Annotated in this window: 16 protein-coding genes and 2 rRNA genes (1 of these 18 running past the window's edge); 16 read left to right on the plus strand and 2 right to left on the minus strand. The window is 62.1% G+C overall.

Annotated features, from left to right (window positions below; all coding sequences use genetic code 11):
- The 3 genes from PSH87_RS09745 to mrdA form a co-directional block, all read left to right on the plus strand.
- A 23S ribosomal RNA gene (locus PSH87_RS09745) occupies positions 1 to 1,801 on the plus strand; it begins 1,086 nt to the left of the window's first position.
- Positions 1,802 to 1,957: 156 nt separating this feature from the next.
- A 5S ribosomal RNA gene (gene rrf, locus PSH87_RS09750) occupies positions 1,958 to 2,073 on the plus strand.
- Between the two features lie 214 nt (positions 2,074 to 2,287).
- Entirely contained in the window at positions 2,288 to 4,180 is a 1,893-nt protein-coding gene (mrdA, locus tag PSH87_RS09755; protein WP_017736398.1) for a penicillin-binding protein 2, read from the plus strand.
- Between the two features lies 1 nt (position 4,181).
- Here the strand turns inward: mrdA and PSH87_RS09760 are convergent, their stop codons facing one another.
- Entirely contained in the window at positions 4,182 to 4,583 is a 402-nt protein-coding gene (locus tag PSH87_RS09760; protein WP_305433314.1) for a GFA family protein, read from the minus strand.
- A 136-nt stretch (positions 4,584 to 4,719) separates the two neighbouring features.
- Between PSH87_RS09760 and PSH87_RS09765 the strand changes: the two genes are divergently transcribed.
- From PSH87_RS09765 to PSH87_RS09795, 7 genes are all read left to right on the plus strand, one after another.
- Positions 4,720 to 5,250 carry a sigma-70 family RNA polymerase sigma factor gene (locus PSH87_RS09765; protein WP_305433315.1) on the plus strand — a complete coding sequence of 177 codons (531 nt, stop codon included), beginning with the start codon at positions 4,720 to 4,722 and terminating at the stop codon, positions 5,248 to 5,250.
- A 2-nt stretch (positions 5,251 to 5,252) separates the two neighbouring features.
- A complete protein-coding gene (locus PSH87_RS09770; protein ID WP_305433316.1) occupies positions 5,253 to 6,203 on the plus strand; it encodes a FecR domain-containing protein in 951 nt (316 codons plus the stop codon).
- Positions 6,204 to 6,302: 99 nt separating this feature from the next.
- Positions 6,303 to 8,801, plus strand: coding sequence for a TonB-dependent receptor (locus PSH87_RS09775; protein WP_305433318.1), 2,499 nt, complete (start codon positions 6,303 to 6,305; stop codon positions 8,799 to 8,801).
- 80 nt (positions 8,802 to 8,881) lie between these two features.
- A complete protein-coding gene (locus tag PSH87_RS09780) occupies positions 8,882 to 9,349 on the plus strand; it encodes an SRPBCC family protein (protein WP_017736403.1) in 468 nt (155 codons plus the stop codon).
- 149 nt (positions 9,350 to 9,498) lie between these two features.
- Positions 9,499 to 10,011 (plus strand): sigma-70 family RNA polymerase sigma factor, encoded by a 513-nt coding sequence (locus PSH87_RS09785; RefSeq protein ID WP_124529244.1) that lies wholly within the window; start codon positions 9,499 to 9,501, stop codon positions 10,009 to 10,011.
- On the plus strand, positions 10,008 to 10,982 hold the full coding sequence (locus PSH87_RS09790; protein WP_305433323.1) for a FecR family protein: 975 nt from the start codon (positions 10,008 to 10,010) through the stop codon (positions 10,980 to 10,982). Before PSH87_RS09785 ends, PSH87_RS09790 begins: the two co-directional genes overlap by 4 nt.
- An 88-nt stretch (positions 10,983 to 11,070) precedes the next feature.
- Positions 11,071 to 13,485, plus strand: coding sequence for a TonB-dependent siderophore receptor (locus tag PSH87_RS09795; protein WP_370695299.1), 2,415 nt, complete (start codon positions 11,071 to 11,073; stop codon positions 13,483 to 13,485).
- A 148-nt stretch (positions 13,486 to 13,633) separates the two neighbouring features.
- Here PSH87_RS09795 and PSH87_RS09800 read toward each other — a convergent pair whose 3' ends face one another.
- Positions 13,634 to 15,859 carry a TonB-dependent siderophore receptor gene (locus PSH87_RS09800; RefSeq protein ID WP_305433327.1) on the minus strand — a complete coding sequence of 742 codons (2,226 nt, stop codon included), beginning with the start codon at positions 15,857 to 15,859 and terminating at the stop codon, positions 13,634 to 13,636.
- Between the two features lie 181 nt (positions 15,860 to 16,040).
- Here PSH87_RS09800 and PSH87_RS09805 point away from each other — a divergent pair, with 181 nt between their 5' ends.
- The 6 genes from PSH87_RS09805 (at position 16,041) to PSH87_RS09830 (ending at position 23,921) form a co-directional block, all read left to right on the plus strand.
- The gene (locus tag PSH87_RS09805; protein WP_305433328.1) at positions 16,041 to 18,398 is read left to right on the plus strand and encodes a DNA polymerase II; all 2,358 of its coding nucleotides are present in this window, start codon (positions 16,041 to 16,043) and stop codon (positions 18,396 to 18,398) included.
- Positions 18,399 to 18,493: 95 nt separating this feature from the next.
- On the plus strand, positions 18,494 to 19,126 hold the full coding sequence (locus tag PSH87_RS09810) for a glutathione S-transferase (RefSeq protein WP_305433330.1): 633 nt from the start codon (positions 18,494 to 18,496) through the stop codon (positions 19,124 to 19,126).
- A gap of 165 nt (positions 19,127 to 19,291) precedes the next feature.
- Positions 19,292 to 19,867: a DUF4174 domain-containing protein gene (locus PSH87_RS09815; RefSeq protein ID WP_017736410.1), complete on the plus strand. Its 576-nt coding sequence runs from the start codon at positions 19,292 to 19,294 to the stop codon at positions 19,865 to 19,867.
- A 100-nt stretch (positions 19,868 to 19,967) separates the two neighbouring features.
- Positions 19,968 to 20,483, plus strand: a complete 516-nt coding sequence (locus PSH87_RS09820) for a sigma-70 family RNA polymerase sigma factor (RefSeq protein WP_017736411.1) — start codon at positions 19,968 to 19,970, stop codon at positions 20,481 to 20,483.
- Positions 20,480 to 21,430: a FecR domain-containing protein gene (locus PSH87_RS09825; RefSeq protein ID WP_305433332.1), complete on the plus strand. Its 951-nt coding sequence runs from the start codon at positions 20,480 to 20,482 to the stop codon at positions 21,428 to 21,430. Before PSH87_RS09820 ends, PSH87_RS09825 begins: the two co-directional genes overlap by 4 nt.
- 127 nt (positions 21,431 to 21,557) lie before the next feature.
- Positions 21,558 to 23,921, plus strand: a complete 2,364-nt coding sequence (locus tag PSH87_RS09830; protein WP_305434284.1) for a TonB-dependent receptor — start codon at positions 21,558 to 21,560, stop codon at positions 23,919 to 23,921.
- Positions 23,922 to 24,007 lie beyond the last annotated feature (86 nt).

The raw sequence follows: 24,007 nt of genomic DNA on the forward strand, positions 1-24,007 counted from the left end.
TAGCTCACTAGTCGAGTCGGCCTGCGCGGAAGATGTAACGGGGCTCAAACCATACACCGAAGCTACGGGTATCACGTAAGTGATGCGGTAGAGGAGCGTTCTGTAAGCCTGTGAAGGTGAGTTGAGAAGCTTGCTGGAGGTATCAGAAGTGCGAATGCTGACATGAGTAACGACAATGGGTGTGAAAAACACCCACGCCGAAAGACCAAGGTTTCCTGCGCAACGTTAATCGACGCAGGGTTAGTCGGTCCCTAAGGCGAGGCTGAAAAGCGTAGTCGATGGAAAACAGGTTAATATTCCTGTACTTCTGGTTATTGCGATGGAGGGACGGAGAAGGCTAGGCCAGCTTGGCGTTGGTTGTCCAAGTTTAAGGTGGTAGGCTGGAATCTTAGGTAAATCCGGGATTCTAAGGCCGAGAGCTGATGACGAGTTAACTTTTAGTTAACGAAGTGGTTGATGCCATGCTTCCAAGAAAAGCTTCTAAGCTTCAGGTAACCAGGAACCGTACCCCAAACCGACACAGGTGGTTGGGTAGAGAATACCAAGGCGCTTGAGAGAACTCGGGTGAAGGAACTAGGCAAAATGGCACCGTAACTTCGGGAGAAGGTGCGCCGGTGAGGGTGAAGGACTTGCTCCGTAAGCTCATGCCGGTCGAAGATACCAGGCCGCTGCGACTGTTTATTAAAACACAGCACTCTGCAAACACGAAAGTGGACGTATAGGGTGTGACGCCTGCCCGGTGCCGGAAGGTTAATTGATGGGGTTAGCTAACGCGAAGCTCTTGATCGAAGCCCCGGTAAACGGCGGCCGTAACTATAACGGTCCTAAGGTAGCGAAATTCCTTGTCGGGTAAGTTCCGACCTGCACGAATGGCGTAACGATGGCGGCGCTGTCTCCACCCGAGACTCAGTGAAATTGAAATCGCTGTGAAGATGCAGTGTATCCGCGGCTAGACGGAAAGACCCCGTGAACCTTTACTATAGCTTTGCACTGGACTTTGAATTTGCTTGTGTAGGATAGGTGGGAGGCTTTGAAGCGTGGACGCCAGTCTGCGTGGAGCCAACCTTGAAATACCACCCTGGCAACTTTGAGGTTCTAACTCAGGTCCGTTATCCGGATCGAGGACAGTGTATGGTGGGTAGTTTGACTGGGGCGGTCTCCTCCTAAAGAGTAACGGAGGAGTACGAAGGTGCGCTCAGACCGGTCGGAAATCGGTCGTAGAGTATAAAGGCAAAAGCGCGCTTGACTGCGAGACAGACACGTCGAGCAGGTACGAAAGTAGGTCTTAGTGATCCGGTGGTTCTGTATGGAAGGGCCATCGCTCAACGGATAAAAGGTACTCCGGGGATAACAGGCTGATACCGCCCAAGAGTTCATATCGACGGCGGTGTTTGGCACCTCGATGTCGGCTCATCACATCCTGGGGCTGAAGCCGGTCCCAAGGGTATGGCTGTTCGCCATTTAAAGTGGTACGCGAGCTGGGTTTAGAACGTCGTGAGACAGTTCGGTCCCTATCTGCCGTGGACGTTTGAGATTTGAGAGGGGCTGCTCCTAGTACGAGAGGACCGGAGTGGACGAACCTCTGGTGTTCCGGTTGTCACGCCAGTGGCATTGCCGGGTAGCTATGTTCGGAATAGATAACCGCTGAAAGCATCTAAGCGGGAAACTAGCCTCAAGATGAGATCTCACTGGAACCTTGAGTTCCCTGAAGGGCCGTCGAAGACTACGACGTTGATAGGTTTGTGTAAGCGCTGTGAGGCGTTGAGCTAACCAATACTAATTGCCCGTGAGGCTTGACCATATAACACCCAAGCAATTTGACTACTCGAAAGAGCATCAGATTGCGGTGTGTGAAGACGATAGAACCGAAAGTTCGATTCTCACAAAACACCGAAAGCTGTCACATACCCAATTTGCTGAAGCGAGGCCATCTGGTCACGACTCAGTACCCGAATTTCTTGACGACCATAGAGCATTGGAACCACCTGATCCCATCCCGAACTCAGCAGTGAAACGATGCATCGCCGATGGTAGTGTGGGGTTTCCCCATGTGAGAGTAGGTCATCGTCAAGATTAAATTCCGAAACCCCATTTGCGAAAGCAGATGGGGTTTTGTTTTGGGCGGTCGAAAAGCCAGCCAAGTATCGACATGCTCCTTGAGCCTACCGTTGGGGAAATCAATACAAAGTGTTTCTACATTTTTGCTATGGTGCAGCACATTTTCACAAGGACTGATCTTTCATCCGCAGGATGCGGCGTCGCCCTTCTTCAACGAGATGCTGTAGAAATGCCTGAAGCCATACCCATCAAAGATCACGAAAAAGAAAACCGCCTGGTCAACAAGCGTCTGCTCGCCTGCGCGCTGTTGGTGATTGGCATCACCTGTGCCCTGGTAGGCCGCATGTACTTCCTGCAGGTCGTACAGTTCGACTACCACTCCACGATTTCTGAAAACAACCGCGTACACGTCCTCCCCATCACGCCGACGCGCGGCCTGATCTATGACCGCAACGGCGTGGTACTGGCCGACAACCGCCCCAGCTACAACCTCACCATCACCCGTGAGCGCACCACTGATCTCAAGGGTGAGCTGGACGCCATCGTCGATCTGCTGCATCTGCCTGCCGAAGACCGCGCCGTGTTCGACAAAGCGCTGAAGCAGGCACGCCACCCGTTCGTCCCCGTCACCTTGTTCTACGAGTTGACCGAAGAACAGATCGCCGTGCTGGCCGTGAACGAGTTCCGTTTGCCCGGCGTGGACGTCGAGCCGCAATTCGTTCGCCACTATCCCTTGGGCGCGCACTTCGCCCACTCCATCGGCTACGTTGGCCGGATCAACGAAAAGGAATCCAAGTCCCTCGACTCGGTGGAGTACCGTGGCACACAGTCCATCGGCAAGACCGGTATCGAGCGTTTCTACGAATCCGAACTCCACGGCCACGTTGGTTACGAGGAAGTCGAGACCAACGCCCAAGGCCGTGTGCTGCGTGTGCTCAAGCACACTGACCCAATCCCCGGCAAAAACATCGTGCTCAGCCTCGACGTCCACCTCCAGGAAGCCGCAGAAGAAGCCTTGGGCGATCGTCGTGGTTCGGTGGTTGCCCTCGACCCGCAGACCGGCGAAGTACTGGCCATGGTCAGCAAGCCGAGCTTTGACCCGAACATGTTTGTCACCGGCATCAGCTTCAAGGAATACGCCGCACTGCACGACTCCATCGACCGGCCGCTCTTCAACCGCGTACTGCGCGGGCTCTATGCGCCGGGCTCGACGATCAAACCCGAGGTCGCCATCGCCGGATTGGACAGCGGTGTCGTCACAGCCCAGACCCGCGTGTTCGACCCCGGCTACTACCAACTGCCCGACTTCGACCACAAGTACCGCAACTGGAACCACAGCGGCGACGGTTGGGTGGACATGGACGCAGCCATCATGCGTTCCAACGACACCTACTTCTACGACCTGGCGCACAAGCTCGGCATCGATCGCCTGCACGATTACCTGGCCGAATTCGGCCTTGGCCAGAAAGTCTCCCTCGACATGTTCGAAGAATCCGCCGGCCTGATGCCGTCCCAATCCTGGAAACGCGCCACCCGCCGCCAACCCTGGTTCCCCGGCGAAACCGTGATCCTCGGCATCGGCCAGGGGTATATGCAGGTCACCCCGCTGCAACTGGCCCAGGCCACCGCGTTGATTGCCAACAAAGGCGTATGGAATCGCCCGCACCTGGCCAAGACCATCAATGGCGTGGCCCCGGTGGACGAAAACCCGATGCCCAACGTGGTCCTCAAGGACCCGCGTGACTGGGAGCAGGTCAACCACGGCATGCAACTGGTGATGCACGACCCGCGTGGCATCGCCCGCGCCGCCGCACAAGGCGCGCAATACCGCATTGCCGGCAAGAGTGGTACGGCACAAGTGGTGGCGATCAAGCAGGGCGAGCGTTACAACCGTAACAAGACCCTGGAGCGCCACCGCGACAACGCCTTGTTCGTCGGCTTCGCGCCCGCCGAGCACCCTAAAATCGTGATCTCGGTGATGATCGAAAACGGCGAGGCGGGCGGCCGGGTGGCCGGCCCTGTGGTGCGACAGATCATGGACGCCTGGCTACTCGACCAGGACGGCCACCTGAAGCCTCAATACGCGACGCCGGCCAAAGCGCCCGGCGACCCGCACGTCTGACTCACACCTGCCACTCGGCCCACTGTTCTACGCCCTCATGTGCCAGCCATGGCACATCGTGGGCGGTCCAGATATGCGAAGCAGGAAGCATGCCTGGGTCATCATCCAACGTCGCCACCCGCACAATCACATGGGGTTGATACCCACGCTCGGCCATCAGATGTGAGCCGCAGCGCGAGCAGAAATGCCTGATTTTCCCTGGCGAAGATTCGTACGACGTTAAAAGCGCCTCGCCCTGTCTCCAGCGGAAGTGCTCGCGCATCACACCGGCAGTCGCAACGAACGCCGCCGCGTGGACCTTGCGACAGCTTTGGCAATGGCAGTGGCTGATGGGCATATCCAGGCTGTCCACCTGATACTGCACGGCCTTGCAGGCACAACTTCCATGGAGCTGTTGAGTCATGGTGCTTCACCTCAAAGGGGAGGGGAGCAATCTACCGTTCGCCGCCGCGCTGCGCATCACAAGTGATACAAATCATTGCCCTTATTCCGGCATTGGTCTAAATTGCGAAGCGTTCTCATTCGCGCACAATATCATTATGCCTTCGTCTGCTGTGCCTCATTCCCCTCACGAACCGGTTGGCCAACTCTACGGTGACCACCACCGCTGGTTGGTCAGCTGGCTGCGCGCGCGCCTGGGTTGTTCTCATCAGGCCGCAGACCTGGCGCAAGACACGTTTATCCGTTTGTTGCTGGCTGAGCGCACCCAGCCTTTGGCCGCTGAGCTGAAAGAACCGCGGCATTTTCTGGTGACAATTGCCAAGCGCGTGATGATCGACAGCTTCCGTCGCAAAGCCCTTGAGCAGGCTTATCTGCAAGCCTTGGCCGAACAACCGCAGGCCTATGCCATTTCGCCAGAAGAGCGGTTGCTGGTGATCGAAACCCTGCAACGCCTGGACGCCATGCTCGATGGCCTGGGGCACAAGGCCAAACGCGCCTTCCTGCTCTCGCAGTTGCAGGGAATGCCTTACAAGGAAATCGCCGAACAGCTACAGGTGTCGGTGAGTTCGGTGACCAAATACATTGCCAGGGCCACCGAGCATTGCCTGATCTTCGCCCTGGAGCATTGACGGTGGCCCGTGATCCGAAACATCAGGCCCTCAGTTCGGCCGCCCACTGGGTCGCCCGATTGGCCGCCGAGCCCGGTGACCCGCAGTTGCATGTGGCCTGGCTCACCTGGCGCGACGAAAGCGCGCTGAACCAATGGGCCTGGCAGCGCGTAGAAGCCCTTCGCAGCCAGCTCCAATGCCTGCCGGGTGCCGTCGCCGTGAATGTGCTGGACGTCGCCGCCGACCAATCCCTGCAACTGGGACGCCGCGCATTGCTCAAGGGCGTGGTGATCGGTACGGGTGTAAGCGCCATCGGTTGGTCCGGCTATCGACAGGCCCCGCAATGGATGGCCGATCAACGCACTACCACGGGCGAGCGACACAGCCTGCGCCTGGATGATGGCAGCCAATTGTCCCTCAATACCGCCAGTGCGGTGGATATCCACTACACAGCCGAACACCGCTTGGTGATTTTGCGTGCCGGAGAAATCCTCGTGGAAACGGCTCCCGACCCCCGACCGTTTCTGGTGCGCAGCGCCCACGGTGAAATGCGCGCGCTGGGCACGCGCTTTGACGTGCGCCAGTTCGACGACTTCACGGCGATGAGCGTATTGCAACACGCTGTGGCGGTGCGTCTGGGCGTCGATCCTGCGGAAACGGTAGTCACCGCCGGCCAGACCGTCACTTTCGATGCCCTGCGCATGCTCGCCCTGCGGCCGAACGACCCCGGCGCAGGCGCCTGGGCGCAGGGGCGGCTGATCGTCGACCATTGGCGGCTGGACCGCCTGGTGGCCGAGTTGGCACGCTACCGCCAGGGCTACCTGGGGTGCGCCACGGAAATCGCCCACCTGCCGGTATCCGGTGCGTACTCCCTGGACGATATCGACCTGACCCTCAACGCCTTGACCCACGCGCTACCGGTGCGCCTCGTTTCACGTACCCGCTACTGGACGACGTTGGCCCCGCGCGCCTGACATCGAAAATAATTCTCAACTTCCGTTGTCGATTTGCCGCCCCTCGTTCGACTCCTCCTGCAAACCCCCTTCATTCGTTCCGAACCATCAGGAGTCAACATGCGCGCAGGGCAAACCTCAGTCGCCAATCAACCGCCTCGGTCATTTCGCAAAAAGCCCTTGCAGGTCGCGTTGTTTGGCGTGTCGCTGATGGTGCAGGCCGGGCTGCTGGCTCCCTTGTTGGCAAGCGGCTCCAATGCAATGGCGGCCAGCCAGCAGCAGGCGTTCGCCATTGCCCCTGGCCCCCTGGGTGGGGTGTTGAGCCGCTTTGCCAGCGATGCAGGCGTGGTGCTGTCCTTCGATTCGGGCCTCACTGCCGGCAGGCAAAGCGCAGGCCTGCAGGGCACGTATAGCGTCGAACAAGGTTTTGCCCGCCTGCTGGCCGGCAGCAACCTGGCTATCGCCGCCAACAGTGATGGCAGTTACCGCTTGGCGCCCCAGGCCAGTGGCGGTGCCTTGACCCTCGGTGCCACCAGTATCAACGCCCAAGGTTTAGGTCTGACCACCGAGAGCACAGGTTCCTACACCACCGGAGCGACCAGTACCGCGACAAAGTTACCTCTGTCCCTGCGCGAAACGCCGCAGTCGGTCAGCGTGGTCACCCGCCAACTGATGGATGACCAGCACCTGTCCACCCTCAGCGAGGTGCTGACCTTCACCCCCGGCATCAGCAGCAACCATCGTGACAGCGAGCGCTACTCCTTCTACTCGCGCGGCTTCGAGATCCAGAACTTCCAGTACGACGGCATCCCGTCGCAAATCGCCAACGAATCCCAGCAATATATCGGCCCGCTTTCCGACATGGCCCTCTACGACCGGGTCGAAGTCGTACGCGGTGCTACCGGTTTGATGAGCGGCGCAGGCACGCCGTCCGCCACCATCAACCTGGTGCGCAAGCGCCCGACCAAAGACTTCCAGGCCCACCTCTCGGGGGAAGCCGGCGCGTGGGACCGTTACCGTTCCGAAGTCGATGTGTCCGGCCCGCTGACGGAAACCGGTAATGTGCGCGGGCGATTTGTCGCGGCGTACCAGCAGCAGAAATCCTTCGTGGACTGGTACAAGCAAGACAAGCGCGTCATGTATGGCGCGCTCGATATCGACCTGAATGACGCCACCACCCTGCGCACCAGCCTGGACTACCAGAACAACGACGCCACCGGCACCAGCTACGGCCATATTCCGCTGTTCTACAACAATGGCCGCCAGACCAATTTTTCCCGTTCCTTCAACCCGGCTACACGTTCCAGTTACATGGACAACACCAGCTACACCTTCACCACGATGCTGGACCATAAACTCGACAACGACTGGAGCCTGAAGACCGCCTACAGCCATCAGTATTCCTACCGCAAAGGGCAGGGCGCTTCCGCCAGTGGCGGCTACCCGGACCCGGTCACCGGCCAAGGTGCCGGGGCATTCATCTACCGTCTCGACAGCTACCAGACCCAGGACATGCTGGATGTGTATGCCAATGGCCCGTTCCAGTTGGGTGGCCGTGAGCACGAGTTGGTAGTGGGTGCGAGCACGTCGCGCACCCACCTGAACTTTCCCAACTACAGCAGCACCCTGGCCGGCCAAGACAATGACTATGGCGATGTGGACAACATCTTCACCTGGGATGGCCGCCAGTATGGGCGCCGTTCCTACAACGAAGTCGGGGGCGCAGTGACCACCCTGCAACAGACCGGCGTGTATGGCGCGCTGCGTTTGAAACCGATCGACCCGCTGACCCTCATTCTCGGCACCCGTGTCAGTTGGTGGAAGCAACTCGATGAGGTGACGCAATACGCGCCCTACTCGAAAAACACCGACAAAACCAAGAAGACCGGCGTCGTGACGCCTTACGCGGGCATCATCTACGACCTGAACGACACCTATTCGGTCTACGCCAGCTACACCAGCATCTTCCTGCCGCAAACGTTCTACAAGACCGCCAGCGGCGGCTCGCTCGCGCCGCTTGAAGGGGACAACTACGAGATCGGCCTCAAGGGCGAATTCTTCGACGGTGCGCTGAACGCGAGCGTCGCCCTGTTCGACATCGAACAAAAGAACACCGCCGCCGATTCGGGCAACGATGCCACTGGCAAAACGGTGTACAAGGCCATCGCCGGCACGACCACACGCGGCGTCGAGACCGAGATTTCCGGCGAAGTCGCTGCAGGCTGGAACGTATTCGGCGGCTACACCTACCGCGAATCCCACGCCAAGGACGGCGAACGCGTACAGGTCAACCAGCCGATCAACCTGTTCAAGCTTGGCACCACCTACCGCCTGCCGGGCGCTCTGAACCGCCTGACCGTGGGTGGCAATGTCACCTGGCAAAGCGAGATGTACGCCACCACGCAGATCAACTACACCGGGCCGTACTACAAGGCGGTACAGGACCCCTTCGCCGTGGTCGGCCTGCTGGCCAACTATCAGGTGGACGAGCACCTGTCCGTAGGACTGAACGTCAACAACCTGTTCGACAAGAAGTATTACGACGGCATGGGCACGTTCAACTCGGGCTCCTACGGCGAGCCGCGCAATGCGATGGTCAACGCCAAATGGAAGTTCTGAGATAAGTCGCAACACCAATGCGTGGCCGAAAAGGTTGCGCATTGGTTGATGTCGCCTACCTTCAATACAGGAGGTGACTTATGCACGTATTGGATCGCATAGAACGAAAAGTCCTGCTCAATGCTTCACGTAACCAGGTGTGGGAAGCCCTGACCGACGCCGAGCAGTTCGGCGACTGGTTTGGTATCGCCCTCAAGGGCAAACGCTTTGTCGTGGGTGAAACCCTTGAGGCGCCGATCACGTATCCCGGTTACGAGCATGTGATCTGGAAGGCGAGGATCGAACGCATCCTGCCGCAAACGTTGTTCTCTTTCTGGTGGCACCCGTTTGCAGTGGAGGAGGGTGTCGATTACGACAAGGAAACGCCAACCCTGGTGGAGTTCACCATCGAAGACCGCGCGCCGGGCATCCTGCTGCGGGTGGTTGAATCCGGGTTCGACCACATCCCCGAGGCCCGCCGTCAAAAAGCCTTCAAGATGAACTCTCGGGGCTGGGACGAGCAAATGGGCAATATCGAAACCTATCTCGGCCAGGCCCGGCGCGCCTGAGTCAAACGGGCATCACTGCTGATGCCCACCCTTGGGGTTTTCGGCCTTGGCGGCACGGCTGCGCAACACACCCAATGTTTTAGCGATTGCAATACGCCATAGCCTCCGCAGATAATGAGATGAATTATCATTAACGCCTGGCAGCTTGCGTGTCCCTACCTACTGATCCCAAAGTCTTGTTGGCTACGCTCTATGACGACAACCATCGCTGGCTGCGCGCGTGGTTGTACCGTCAATTGAAATGCCCCCAGGATGCGGCGGACCTCACGCAAGACACCTTCATTCGCCTGCTGGACGCGCGCCAGCTCACCCAGCTCGACGAGCCCCGCGCGTTCCTGAGCACTGTGGCGCGGCGCTTGCTGTTCAGCTTCTGGCGGCGCAAACGCCTGGAGCAAAGCTACCTCGACAGCCTGGCGCTGTTGCCCGAGTGCTACACGCCATCCGAAGAAGACCTGGCCGTGGTGCGTGAAGCCCTGGAAAGCATCGACCGCCTGCTCAACGGCCTGCCGGCGCGGGTACGGCAGATCTTCATCCTCAGCCGCCTCGAAGGCCTGACCCAGCCGATGATCGCCCAGCAACTGGACGTGTCCCTGGCCACCGTCGAGCGCGACCTGCGCCGCGCGTTCCTGCATTGCCTGGCCGAATCGGCAGACCTGACATGACCCGCCCAGACGTCGACAGCACCACCCGCGCCGCCGTCGATTGGCTGCTGCGCCTGGAGGCGGCCGGCGAAGACCTGGGCGTGCACCAGGCCTTCGACACCTGGCTGCACGCCAGCCCGCAGCACGCGGAGGCCTGGCAGCGGGTCGGCAGCCTGTTGCAGCAACCGATTGCCGATCTGCAGCGCGTCGAAGCCCACAGCCCCGGCCAACTGCGCGCGGCCTCCAAGGCCTTGATGACCCCTGATTCCCCCTCGCGCCGCAGCGTCCTGCGCAGTGGTTTGGCCCTGCTGGTCTTCGGCGCCAGCGGCGCGGCGATTGTGGATCGCAACCAGCCGCTCAATGGCTTGTGGGCCGACCTGCGTACCGGCACCGGCGAGCGCCGGACATTCGAGCTGGCCGACGGCAGCCGCCTGAGCCTCAACGCACGCAGCTCGGTAGACATTCAATTCACCGCCCAGCGCCGCGTGGTGCGCCTGCGCGAAGGCCAGGTGTTTGCTGACGTTGCCGCCGACGCCAACCGCCCGTTCGTAATCACCACCGCCGAGGGCGAGGTCCAGGCCTTGGGCACGCAGTTCTTGGTCAGTCAGGAGTCTGCCGGCAACCTGGCGTCGGTGCAGTTGCACAGCGTGCAAATCACCACGGCTGGCGGCAGCCAACGGCGGATCGAAGCGGGGCAGGCCGCCTGGTTCAACGCCGGCGCCGTGCGCCCGGTGGCATTGAGCGTGGCCGGGCGCGTGGATTGGCGTGACGGCCGGGTCGATATCCGTGACGAACCGCTGGGCCTGCTGATCGATGCACTGCGGCCCTATGGCCGTGGCGTCCTGCGCATCAGCCCGCAAGCGGCGGCGCTGCGCGTGTATGGCGTTTATCCGTTGGACAATGCCGAGCAAACCCTGCAATCCCTCGCACAAACCTTCCCGCTGCGTATCCGTCGCTACGGCCCGTGGCTGACCCTGATCGACGTGCAATAACGAAAAAAACTCACTCGGCATGAGGGGATCGTGGATCTCGCGAGTCAGGGTTAGAGAACGCTAACCTGACCACGAGTATCCACCCCTTATGGCACCCCAGATGATCCGTCCCAGCCTGCTGACCTTGGCCCTGGCCCTGGCCGTTATCGGCCAACCCGCCGTGGCCGAGGACAACACCCACGCTTTCGACCTGCCCGCTGCCGCCCTGGGCGACAGCCTCAGCCGCCTGTCCCGCGAGAGCGGGCGCACGTTGTCCGTCAACCCGGCGTTGCTGCAAGGGCGCCGCGCGGCGGCCGTCCACGGCCAGTTCACCGCCGAACAGGCCGTGCAGCAAGCGTTGGCCGGCAGCGGGTTGGGCTTGATCATCACCGAGAACGGCACCTGGAGCCTGTACCTGCTGCCCGAGAGCGGCGCCCTGAACCTCGGCCCCACCAACATCACCGGGCAGTTGGCGGAAAATGCCTGGGGCCCGGTGGACGGTTACGTCGCCACCCGCAGCGGCACCGCGACCAAGACCGACACGCCGATCATGGAAATCCCGCAGACCGTCAACGTGGTCACCGCCGACCAGATCGCCGTGCAAGGCTCACGCAACCTGACCCAGGCCTTGCGCTACACGCCGGGCGTGGACACCAACGGCTACACCGACCGCAACACCATCGCCGATGAAGTCGCCAGCCGGGGTTTCGCGCCGACCTTGCTCTACCTCGACGGCGCCTACCTGCCGTACGCCGGCAGCCTCGGCGGCGCGCCGCAGATCGACCCCTACACCCTGGAGCGCATCGAAGTGCTCAAGGGCCCGGCCTCGGTGCTGTATGGGCAGAACCAGCCGGGCGGGATGATCAATATGGTCTCCAAGCGGCCCACCACCGAAGCCCGGCACCAGGTCAAATTCGGCGTGGGCAGCTACGAACGGGTCAACGGCGCGCTGGATTTCAGCGGCCCGCTCGACGAGGCGAAAACCCTCAGTTACCGCTTGATCGCCCTGGCCCGCGACGGCAACGAGATGGTCGACCATGCCACCGACAGCCGCACCTTGCTCGCCCCCAGCCTGACCTGGGCACCGAATGACGACACCGCGCTGACCGTCTACGCCCAGCTGCAGCGCGACAAATCCCTGGCCGACTACCAGGCGCTGCCGGCCATCGGCACGCTGTATCGCAATTCCCAGGGCAAGCGCATCGACCGCAATACCTTCCTCGGCGATTCGGACTGGAACAACTACATCCGCGATCAATACGTGCTGGGCTACGACTTCACCCACGCCTTCAGCGACAACCTCGAATACCGCCAGACCGCGCGCTACACCGACGTCAACGACCGCTACAAGGGCTTCTACCTGGGCGGCTTCGTGCGCCGCGCCGACAACAGCATCGACGACACCCGCGCCACCCGCACCAAGCTCGACTGGAACCAGCACAACTCGGCCTACACCCTCGATAACAACCTGCAATTCAAGTTCGCCACCGGCGCCCTCGACCACACCTTGCTCACCGGCGTCGATCACCGCCAGTTCACCCGCAAGTACCAGGGCTACAACCTGTATGGCGTGGAAATCATCGACCTGTACAACCCCACCAACTACCACACCCTCAGCCAGCCCAAGCTGACCACCAAGTGGGACAACACCATCAAGCAGACCGGCGTGTACGCCCAGGACCAGATCAAGCTCGACCGCTTTATCCTCACCGTCGGCCTGCGCGAAGACTGGGCCGAAGTGGAAAACCGCGACCTGCTGGCCAACAGCACCGAAGGCCACAAAGACAAGAAACTCACCCGACGCATCGGCCTGACCTATCTCACCGACTTCGGCCTGGCGCCCTACGTCAGCTACGCCGAATCGTTCTTCCCCACCATTGGCAGCGAGGCGCCGCAGCGCGGTGGTTCGCCGTTCAAACCGGTGGAGGGAGAGCAGTACGAAGCGGGGGTCAAATACCAGCCCAACGACAGCGCGTTGCTGACGCTGGCGGTGTTCCAGATCAAGCAGAAAAACGTGCTGACCGGTGACCTGGAGTATCAGGAATACCAGCTGCAAGCCGGCGAAGTACGTTCACGTGGCGTCGAGTTCGAAGGCAAGGCGCGGGTGGGGCAGGTGGAGTGGATGGGCGCCGTGTCCTACCTGGACTCGTTCTACACCAAGAGCAACTACGGCGAGGAGGGCAACCGCAACGAATCCCAGGCGCCTTGGACCGCCAGCACCTGGGTCGATTACCACTTTGCCGGCGACGCCCTGGCCGGCCTGACCGTGGGCGGCGGCGCGCGCTATACCGGCAAGAAATACGGCAACTCGGCCAACACCTTCAAGACACCGTCGTTTGTGGTGTATGACACCACCCTCAGCTACGACCTCGGCCGTGTCAGCCCCACCCTTAAAGGCGCAGAAGCCAGCCTGAACGTACAGAACCTGTTTGATCGCGAGTACGTGTCGGCGTGCAACTACGCGTTTGGTTGCTACTACGGACAAGAACGCACAGCATCAGTAGAAGTGTCCTACGACTGGTAAAACCACTGTGGCGAGGGAGCTTGCTCCCGCTGGGCCGCGAAGCGGCCCCCGCTCTTTGTTCAAAAAGCTGGGACTGCTGCGCAGTCCAACGGGAGCAAGCTCCCTCGCCACAGGTTACTGTTTACTCTTCAACTGTTGCCGCAACGCCTTAGAAATCCACCGACGCCGACAACTTGGCCACCCGCGGATCACCCTGGCTGAGGAATCCGCCTTGCGCCGATTCCCAGTATTTCGCATTGGCAACGTTTTCCACGGTCGCGCCTACAGTGACATCCCGCTGCGCCACCTTGAAGTTGTAGCGCGCCCCCACATCGAAGCGGTTCCACGCCGGCAGGCTGAGGTTGTTGGCCGCATCCGCGTACTGGCCACCGGTGCGCAGCATGCGCCCATTGAGGCTCACACCTTGCAGGCCCGGCACATCCCAATCCACCCCGGCGTTGAGCTGGAACGAAGGCACGCCGATGGCACGGTTGCCATCGTTGGCGCCGTTCTGCGTGTCCTTGAGTTCGGTCTTCATCACCGTCACACCGCCGAGCAAACGCAGGCCGCTGACCGGTTCGCCGAACACGTTGAGCTCCACGCCCTTGTTGATTTGCAAGCCTTCGCGCACGTAGCGCGCAGTGGTCGCATCGACGACTTCGGAGTAACCGGCCCCCGGCTGTTCGATACGGTAAACACCCAGCGTGGCGCCGTAGGTGCCCATATCGACCTTGACGCCCGCTTCAATCTGCTTGGAGCGTGCGGGTGCATAGGCTTGTCCGCCGCCGATGATCGTCCGTTCACCCAGTTTCAGCGGCGACGTCGGCCCCTGGGCCAAGCCTTCGATGCGGTTGACGTACACCGACACATGCTCCCACGGCTTGAACACCAGGCCGTAGACCGGCGTGGTGATCGACTCGTCATAGTTCGCCGTGCGCGTGCCGCTCGCGTAGTTGTAACCCTGCACCACCATCTGCTGGCGACGGGCGCCAACGGTCACCAACAAGCGGTCATCGAAGAAACCAAAGGTGTCGGAAACCGCCGCGCTGCGCACAAAAGTCTTCGCGGTAATTTCCGGGTCGCTGAAGTCCGTGCCCGGGGTGTTGCGTGGGTTGTTCAAGGCCGGCGGCGCGCCGGTCACCGGGTTGTAGATATTGGTGGTGGTCTTGCCGCTGGCAAACACATAAGCGTTGCGCGCCTGGGTCCAGGTCCCGGCCAGGCCGAAGTTGAGGCGATGGCTCACCGCACCGGTCTGGAACTTGCCGTTCAGGCCCGTCATCAGGCTGCTGTTGTCTTCTTCGTGGGCGATGGTCGAACCGCTGGCGGTGGCGTTGCCGAGGTTGTCGGTGAGGGTTACCGACGAGTAACGCCCCATTTCACGAGTGTGCTTGACCCCGCCTGCCGCGTACGCCGTCCAGGTGTCGTTCAGGTCGTACTCGGCACGCAGCATGCCCAGGGTGTCTTCCAGGTTGGTACTGCTCCAGCTCGGCGCGTAGTTGGTGTCAGCCGACGGCGCATCCGGGATGTGGGTGGCGGTGCCGGTAAAGACCGAGTTGCGCCCACCGTTGATATGCTCCTTCTGGTACACAAAGTCGCCGGACACACGCAACGCATCGCCACGGTAGTCCAGGCCCACCGCAAACAGCTTCGAGCGCTGGTTTTCATCATCGATGCCGGTATCGCCTTCGCGCTGGGACAGGTTCACCCGTGCGCCAAACTGATGGTCTTCACCAAAGCGCTGGCCAATGTCCAAGTGCTCACCCACCCGGCCATCGCTGCTGATGTCGGTGCTGAAACGGCGCAACGGCAGATCATCGGCGCGCTTGGGTTGCAGGTTCACGCCGCCGCCAATCCCCGAACCGGTGGGGCTCACGCCGTTGATAAAGGCATTCGGGCCCTTGAACACTTCGACCCGTTCCAGGGCGTCGGTGGAGATGATCTGGCGCGGCAGGATGCCGTACAGACCGTTGTAGGACATATCGTCGCCATTCAGGGGCAAGCCGCGAATCATGAAGGTCTGCGCCTGGTTGGCATACCCCGACGCCTGGCGCACGGACGAGTCATTGAGCAGCACATCGCCGACGGTTTCGGCCTGCTGGTCGCGGATCAGTTTCTCGGTGTAGGAAGACATGCTGAACGGCACGTCCATGATGTCCTGGTTGCCCAACACCCCCAACTGGCCACCGCGTGCCACCTGGCCGCCGGCGTACACCGGGGGCAGGGCGCTTGGCGCGGGCGCGTCGGCGCTGATGTTGGTGGCGCCCAATTCCAGGGTGTTGCCGTCCTGACGGTTGTTCGCATCCTGCGGGGTGGCTGGGGTGGCGGCATGAGCAGTGATGCCCAGGGAGCAGCACAGGGCGAGCAGGGTCGGACGAAACGGAATAGGGAAGGGCATGGGCGATCCAGTGAGGAAAAGGGCAACAAACGTTGCGCGTCCTCGCTGCGCGGATACGACTCCGGTGCGAATGATAGTGATTGTTATTAACGTCACGCAACAAATATTTACTTTCGCGGTCTGCGTGCCCACATAGCCGAGTAGAATCACGCCCTGATAGCGATTCCTGAGGTGCGGTACGGTGGATTTACAGCAGGGTTTTGTCCTGACCCGGCATTGGCGCGACACCCCGGCGGGCACGGAGGTCAGCTTCTGGCTGGCCACCGATCAAGGCCCACGGCTTGTACGCCTCCCCGTGCAGACCTCGGTGATGTTCATCCCCGAAGCCCACCGCAAGCCGCTCGACTGGCTGCTCAAGGGCGAGCGCGACATCGAATTGCGCCCCCTGGAATTGCTGGATTTCCACCACCGCAAGGTCCTCGGCCTCTACACCCGCCAGCACCGCCAGGCGATGGACGTGGAAAAACGCCTGCGCGCCGCCGGTGTCGACGTCTACGAAGGCGACGTACGCCCGCCCGAGCGCTACATGATGGAACGCTTCATCACCGCGCCCGTGTGGTTCGGCGGCACGCCGGATGCCAACGGTGTGTTGACGGATGCGCAGATGAAACCCGCGCCCGACTACCGCCCGGCGCTCAAACTGGTGTCCCTGGACATCGAGACCACCGCCAAGGGCGAGCTCTATTCCATCGCCCTCGAAGGCTGCGGCGAGCGCCAGGTGTACATGCTCGGCCCGCCGAACCAGACCACGGCGGTGGACTTCAAGCTCGACTACTGCGACACCCGCGCCCAACTGCTCGAACGCCTCAACCACTGGCTGGCCACCTTTGATCCCGATGCAATCATCGGCTGGAACGTGGTGCAGTTCGACCTGCGCGTGCTCCACGAACACGCCCAGCGCCTCAACGTGCCGCTGCTGCTCGGGCGTGGCGGCGAGGCCATGACCTGGCGCGAACACGGCAGCCGCAACCACTACTTCGCCGCAGCGGCGGGGCGCTTGATCATCGACGGCATCGAGGGCCTGCGTTCGGCGACCTGGAGCTTTGAATCCTTCAGCCTGGAAAACGTCGCGCAAACCCTGCTCGGCGAAGGCAAGGACATCTCCACGCCGTACCAGCGCATGGACGAAATCAACCGCATGTTCGCCGAGGACAAGCCCGCCCTGGCGCGCTACAACCTCAAGGACTGCGAACTGGTCACGCGGATTTTCGCCAAGACCGAACTGCTCACCTTCCTGCTCGAACGCGCCAGCGTCACCGGCTTGCCGGCCGACCGCAACGGCGGCTCGGTCGCCGCGTTCACCCACCTGTACATGCCGCTGATGCACCGCCAGGGTTTCGTCGCGCCGAACCTGGGGGACAAACCGCCCCAGGCCAGCCCCGGCGGATTTGTCATGGACTCGCGCCCCGGCCTCTACGAATCGGTGCTGGTGCTCGACTACAAAAGCCTCTACCCGTCGATCATCCGCAGCTTCCTGATCGACCCGGTGGGCCTGATCGAAGGCCTCAAATACCCCGACGACAGCCAGTCGGTGGAAGGCTTTCGCGGCGCGTGTTTCTCGCGCACCCGGCACTGCTTGCCGGCCATCGTCGCGCGGGTGTCCGAGGGCCGCGAAGAAGCCAAGCGCGAACACAACGCGCCGTTGTCCCAGGCGCTGAAAATCATCATGAACGCCTTCTACGGCGTGCTCGGCTCCAGCGGTTGCCGCTTCTTCGACACGCGGCTGGCGTCGTCCATCACGATGCGCGGCCACCAGATCATGCGCCAGACCCGCGCCCTGGTCGAAGCCCAGGGTTATGAGGTGATCTACGGCGACACCGACTCCACCTTCGTCTGGCTCGGCAGCAAGCATTCCCAGGAGGACGCCGGGCGCATCGGCCGCGCCTTGGTGCAGCACGTCAACGACTGGTGGCGCGAGCACCTGCGCAGCGAGTTCGGCCTGCAAAGCGCGCTGGAACTGCAATACGAAACCCACTTCAGCCGCTTCCTCATGCCGACCATCCGCGGCGCCGAGGAGGGCAGCAAAAAACGCTACGCCGGCCTGGTCACGCACAGCGATGGCCGCGAAGAAATGGTCTACAAAGGCCTGGAAACCGTGCGCAGCGACTGGTCGCCCCTGGCCCGCCGGTTCCAGCAGGAACTCTACCAGCGCATCTTCCACCGCCAGCCGCACCAGGACTACATCCGCGACTACGTGCAGCGCACCTTGAGTGGCGAATTCGACGAGTTGCTGATCTACCGCAAGCGCCTGCGCCGCCAGCTGGACGACTACGAACGCAACGTGCCACCCCACGTGCGCGCCGCGCGCCTGGCGGACGACTACAACGACCGCCTCGGGCGTCCGCGCCAGTACCAGCGCGGAGGCTGGATCAGCTACGTGATCACGGTCAACGGCCCGGAACCCCTGGAAACCCGCCAGGCGCCTATCGACTACGATCACTATGTCACTCGCCAACTACAGCCCGTCGCCGATGCCATCCTGCCGTTCGTGAACGATGATTTCAGCACCCTGGTCGGCGGCCAGATGGGCCTGTTCTAACCACGGATATAAAATCACCTGTGGCGAGGGAGCTTGCTCCCGCTGGGCCGCGAAGCGGCCCCCGCTCTCGCACCATTCCCCCGGAGGGACCGCTTATGTACACGCTCTACGGCATCGACGAATCCGGCTCGTGCATGATCGAAATCGCCCTGCAACGTTGCGCGGTGCCCTGGCGCCGAATCGACGCCGCATCATGGGCAGAGGGCGCTGGCAGTGATGAACTGGCGCGCATCAACCCGCTCAAGCAAGTACCCACCTTGCTCACGCCCGGTGGCCAGGTGCTGACTGAAAGCGCAGCGATCCTGATCCACCTCGGCCTGGAATTTCCCGCCTCCGAATTGCTGGCCGGCAACCGCGCGCAGATCATTCGCGGGCTGGTGTACATCGCCGCCAATTGCTACTCGGCCATCGGCATCATCGACTACCCGCAACGCTGGCTCGGCAACGTCAACGAAACCGTGCAGGCGCAACTGGTCACCGGCACCCGGCGCTATCTGCACCAGGCCTGGGTGGTGTTTGCCGATCAGTTTGCCGGGCAGTTGTTCGCCCCCAACGACACGCCGAATGCACTGGGCCTGATGGCGGCAGCGGTGTCGCGCTGGGATGAGTCGCGGGAGGCCTTGAACGGCCTGGCCCCGGGCTTTGCCCAGAGCCTGGCGCAGGTGGACGCCGATCCCGTTGTAGCGCCCGTGTTTGCGCGGCATTGGCCGGACTGGAAGGTCTCATGATGTTTCCGCAATCAGTGGAAACAATCACCGCGCAGGCGCCTCAAGCCCTTGCGTAGCGGGCGTCCTGACCTACGCTTTCTTAAAGTGGTGTAGGAATCATCCTTGAATTTGACTGTCGCAGACATGAAACTCAAGAACCCTGCACGGAATTAGAAGGAGGTGCGCATGCTCATCCGGTCGCTGACCCTGGCTACCTTGATGGTTTTTACGGGGCCGCTGTTGGCCGCTGATGATACCAACCCACTCAAGCAGGACGTGGGCAAAGCCCGTCCGCTGATCGTGGTGGAGCTTGATTCCGGTAACGCCACCTTGACCACGCTCAAGAAGCAACTCGACGAGGCTGCCAACAAGCAAGCCTTCGAAGCACGCAGCATGGTGTTCTACACCGTGAAGTTCGGCAGCATTGGCGCCGAAGGGGAGAAGTTCGCCAAGGACGCCAAGGACAACAAGAAACTCACGCCGCCAGAAACCAACGCCCTGATCCGCGCCCTCAAGCTGGGTGCCGGCAGCGGCACCAAGGTCATCCTGGTGGGCAAGGATGGCGAGAAGAAACTCGAGAAGACCGTGCCACCGGATACCCTCGACCTGAAGGAATTCTTCAGCACCATCGACCAGATGCCCATGGCGGAAAAAGAAACCGCCGCCGCCGCAGAACCCGAACCGGCCGCACCGGCCCCCGCCAAAGGCGCCAAACCGGCCAAGGCCGGCAGCAAGCCTGCGCCGCAACAACTGGACGATTGACCCGCGCCAGGAGCCGGTTCCCCCGGCTCCTACCGCAGACACCTTGCGAAACATATGATAACCGTTATCATTTGCGCATCATTCCTTGTGCGCGCCTCCCATGTCGTCGACTCCTGCGGTAAGCCCCACTGACCTGGCCACCCTCTACCAGCAGCAACACCGTTGGTTGCAGCAATGGCTGTGGCGTCGCCTGAATTGCTCGCAGAGTGCCGCCGACCTGGCCCAGGACACGTTCCTGCGCTTGCTGGCGAAGAATCAGGCGATCGAAGTGCAGGCGCCGCGCAGTTTTCTGGCGAAGGTGGCGCAGAGCGTGCTGTCCAACCACTTCCGTCGGCAAAAGCTCGAACGGGCCTACTTGCAGGCCCTGGCCCTGTTGCCGGAAGAAGCCGCCCCCAGCGCCGAAACCCAATGGATCCTGCTGGAAACCCTCACCGCCCTCGACGAAGTGCTCAGCCGCCTGGCCTTGCCGGTGCGCCAGGCGTTCCTCTGGTCGCAGCTCGACGGCCTCAGCCATGGCGAGATTGCCCAGCGCCTCGGCGCCAGCATCGCCACGGTCAAGCGCTACATTATCAAGGCCGGCGCGCACTGCATCCTGCTGGACAGCCAGCAACCATGACCCTGTCCCTGGAAGCCGCCGAGCAGGCGATGCATTGGCAACTGGAATTGCAGGCGCCCGACGTCAGCGCACAGACCCGCGCCGAATGCCAGCGCTGGCGCGAACAAGACCCGGCTCATGAGTTGGCCTGGCAGCATTCCCAGCGGTTTCTCCAGCGCATGCAAGACGTGCGCGCGCCGGCGCATCAGGCCCTGGTCAGCGCGGCATTGCTGCCGACATTGTCCCGTCGCCAGGTGGTCAAGCACCTCGCCATGCTGCTGGCGGTGGGCGCCACCGCGTGGAGCGCCAAGGACAGCGAACTGCTGCAACACTGGACCAGCGACTACAGCACCACCGTCGGCGAGCGCTGGCGCATCGACCTGGCGGACAACACCCAGGTGCAACTCAACACCGACAGCGCCATCGACGTGAAATACACCCCCGAGCGACGCCAGATCCACCTGCTGCGCGGCGAAATCCTCGTGGACCCCAACCCCGCCGACAACCGCCCGCTGTGGGTGCAGACCGCCGAAGGCCTGACCCGCGCGGTCAGCGGCCGTTTCAGCCTGCGCCAGCGTGACGGCTTCACCCAACTGGGCGCCGACCAGGGCCCGCTGTCGGTGCAGATCCCGTCGCGCAGCCTGGTCCTGCAACCCGGCGAACTGATCAGCTTCGACGCCCACACCGTGCTCGCCCGCCGCCCGCAACGGGACGGCGAACTGGCCTGGCGCGGCGGCATGATCGTCGCCCAGGGCATGCCCCTGGCAGACTTCCTCGAAGAATTGAGCCGCTATCGGCGCGGGCGCCTGGCCTGTGATCCGGCGGTGCGCGGCGTGCGGGTGTCGGGCACCTATCCGCTGGCCGATACCGACCGCATCCTCGCCGCCCTGGCGCAGACCCTGCAATTGGAGGTGCAGCATTTCACGCGCTTCTGGGTCACCCTCAAGCCGCGCCAGCACCTCGTGTGAATTTATTTCGCAGCAAGGTGAGCCGTTTGCCGATCTCACGAGACTTGTATTCCCAGACACTACCTTCACTGGGGAAACCGGCATGCAGCCACGCACAACGTTGAAAACTTCACTGGCCCTTGCAGTCATGCAAGGCATCGCCACGCTCACGGTCGCCACGCCGTTGTTGCTGGCGTCGGCCTGGGTGCAGGCCGCACCGCAGATCGACTTCGACATCCCGGCCGGTTCGCTCGCCGGCGCACTCAACCGGTTCGGCCAGGCCAGCCAGATCCTGCTGTCCTACCCGGCGGCGCTCACCGACGGCAAGACCAGCCCCGGCCTGCATGGGCGCCATGACCTGGACAGCGGCCTGGCGATCCTGCTCAGCAGCAGCGACCTGCAAGCCGTGCGTGGCAGCGACAACCACTACTCGCTGGAGCCGCGCCCGGCGGGCGGCGCCTTGCAACTGAGCACCGTGTCCATCTCCGGCAAGGCGCCGGGTTCGACCACCGAGGGCACCGGTTCCTACACCACGCAGTCCTCCAGCAGCTCGACGCGCCTGAACCTGACCCCACGGGAAACCCCGCAATCGCTCACCGTGATGACGCGCCAGCGCCTCGACGACCAGCGGCTGATCAACCTCAGCGACACCCTCGACGCCACCCCCGGCATCATCGTGCTGCGTGATGGCAAGGGTTCGGAAAGCGATGGTTATTTCTCCCGTGGCTTCCAGATCCAGAACTTCGAGATCGACGGCGTGCCCACCGCCACGCGCATGGACAACTACACCCAAAGCATGGCCATGTACGACCGCGTCGAGATCGTGCGCGGCGCCACCGGCCTGATTAGCGGCATGGGCAACCCGGCGGCCACCATCAACCTGATCCGCAAGCGCCCGACCGCCGAGGCGCGTGCCAGCGTGACCGCCGAGGCGGGCAACTGGGACCGTTACGGTACCGGCCTCGACGTGTCCGGGCCGCTGACCGAGAGCGGCAACGTGCGCGGGCGCCTGGTGGCGGACTACAAGACCGAACGTTCCTGGATCGACCGCTACAAGCAGGAAAGCCAGCTGCTCTACGGCATTACCGAGTTCGACCTGACCGAAGACACCCTGCTGACAATGGGCTTCAGCTACCTGCGCACCGACGTCGATGCCCCCGCGCGTTCCGGTTTACCCACGCGCTTTACCGACGGCTCGCGCAGCAACCTCAGCCGCTCGCTGAACACCGCGCCGTCGTGGTCCTACAACGACCATGAGCAGACCAGTTTCTTCACCGCCATCGAGCAGAAGTTCGGCAGCGGCTGGAGCGCCAAGGCCGAATTCACCCATACCGAAAACCAGTTCGACGAAATCTTCAACTACGTCAACGGCAGCCTCAACCGTGACGGTAGCGGCACCACCCAGTTGCCGGTGCGCTTCTCCGGCACGCCGCGCCAGGACAACCTCGACCTGTACGCCACCGGCCCGTTCAACCTGCTCGGTCGCGAGCACGAGCTGATCGCCGGCGTGACCCTGTCCAAATACCGCGAGAGCGTGCCGAGCCACGGCGGCTGGAACTACGCCTATTCCGGCTCGCCGGCGGGCGCCATCGACAACCTGTTCAACTGGGACGGTAACTCGGCCAAACCGGTGTTCGACGTCACCGGCAAATCCTCGGTGGATGAAAGCCAGTACGCCGCTTACCTCAGCACCCGCCTGCGGGTTACCGACGACCTCAGCCTGATCCTCGGCAGCCGGGTGATCGACTGGAAACGTGACACCGTCACCAGCCCTTACGGCGGCACCGAGACCCGCACCGACGAATCCGAAACCGGCGTCTACATCCCCTACGCCGGGGTGGTGTACGACCTCACCGACAACTGGTCGGCCTACGCCAGCTACACCAAGATCTTCAACCCCCAGGCCATGGGCGTGCATGACATCAACAACAAGGCTCTGCCGCCGATGGAAGGCAAGGGCTACGAAGTGGGGCTCAAGGGCAGCTTCTTCGACGAGAAACTCAACACCAGCCTGGCGCTGTTCAAGCTGGAACAGGACAACCTGGCGATCTGGATCGACACCCCGGGCGGCGACACCTACCGCAACGAGAAGGGCACCACCACCGAAGGCGTCGAACTGGAGCTCAACGGCGAATTGGCCGAAGGCTGGCAAGCCTCCGCGGGCTACGCCTACGCCGTCAGCACCGATGCCGACGACAACCGCATCGTCACCACCTTGCCGCGCCAGAGCCTGAAGACCTTCACCACCTACCGCCTGCCGGGCGCGCTGGACAAATTCACCGTGGGCGGCGGGGTGAACTGGCAGAGCAAGGTCGGCGAAGACCTGCACACGTTCAGCCAGGGCAGCTATGCGGTGACCAACCTGCTGGTGCGGTATGACGTGACGCCCAAGCTGAGTGCGTCGGTGAACCTCAACAACCTGTTCGACCGCGAGTACCTCAGCTATGCCGGCAACCACGGCATGTATGGCGCGCCGCGCAACCTGATGACAGGCGTCAAATACGATTTCTGATCTGAGCGCCTAACCCCAAGTCAGAGTGAGCTTATGTGGGAGCAGGCAAGCCAGCTCCCACATCTGGATTTGCGCCAGACTGAGAA

It is taken from the genome of Pseudomonas sp. FP453 (assembly GCF_030687495.1).
Taxonomy (GTDB): Bacteria; Pseudomonadota; Gammaproteobacteria; order Pseudomonadales; family Pseudomonadaceae; genus Aquipseudomonas.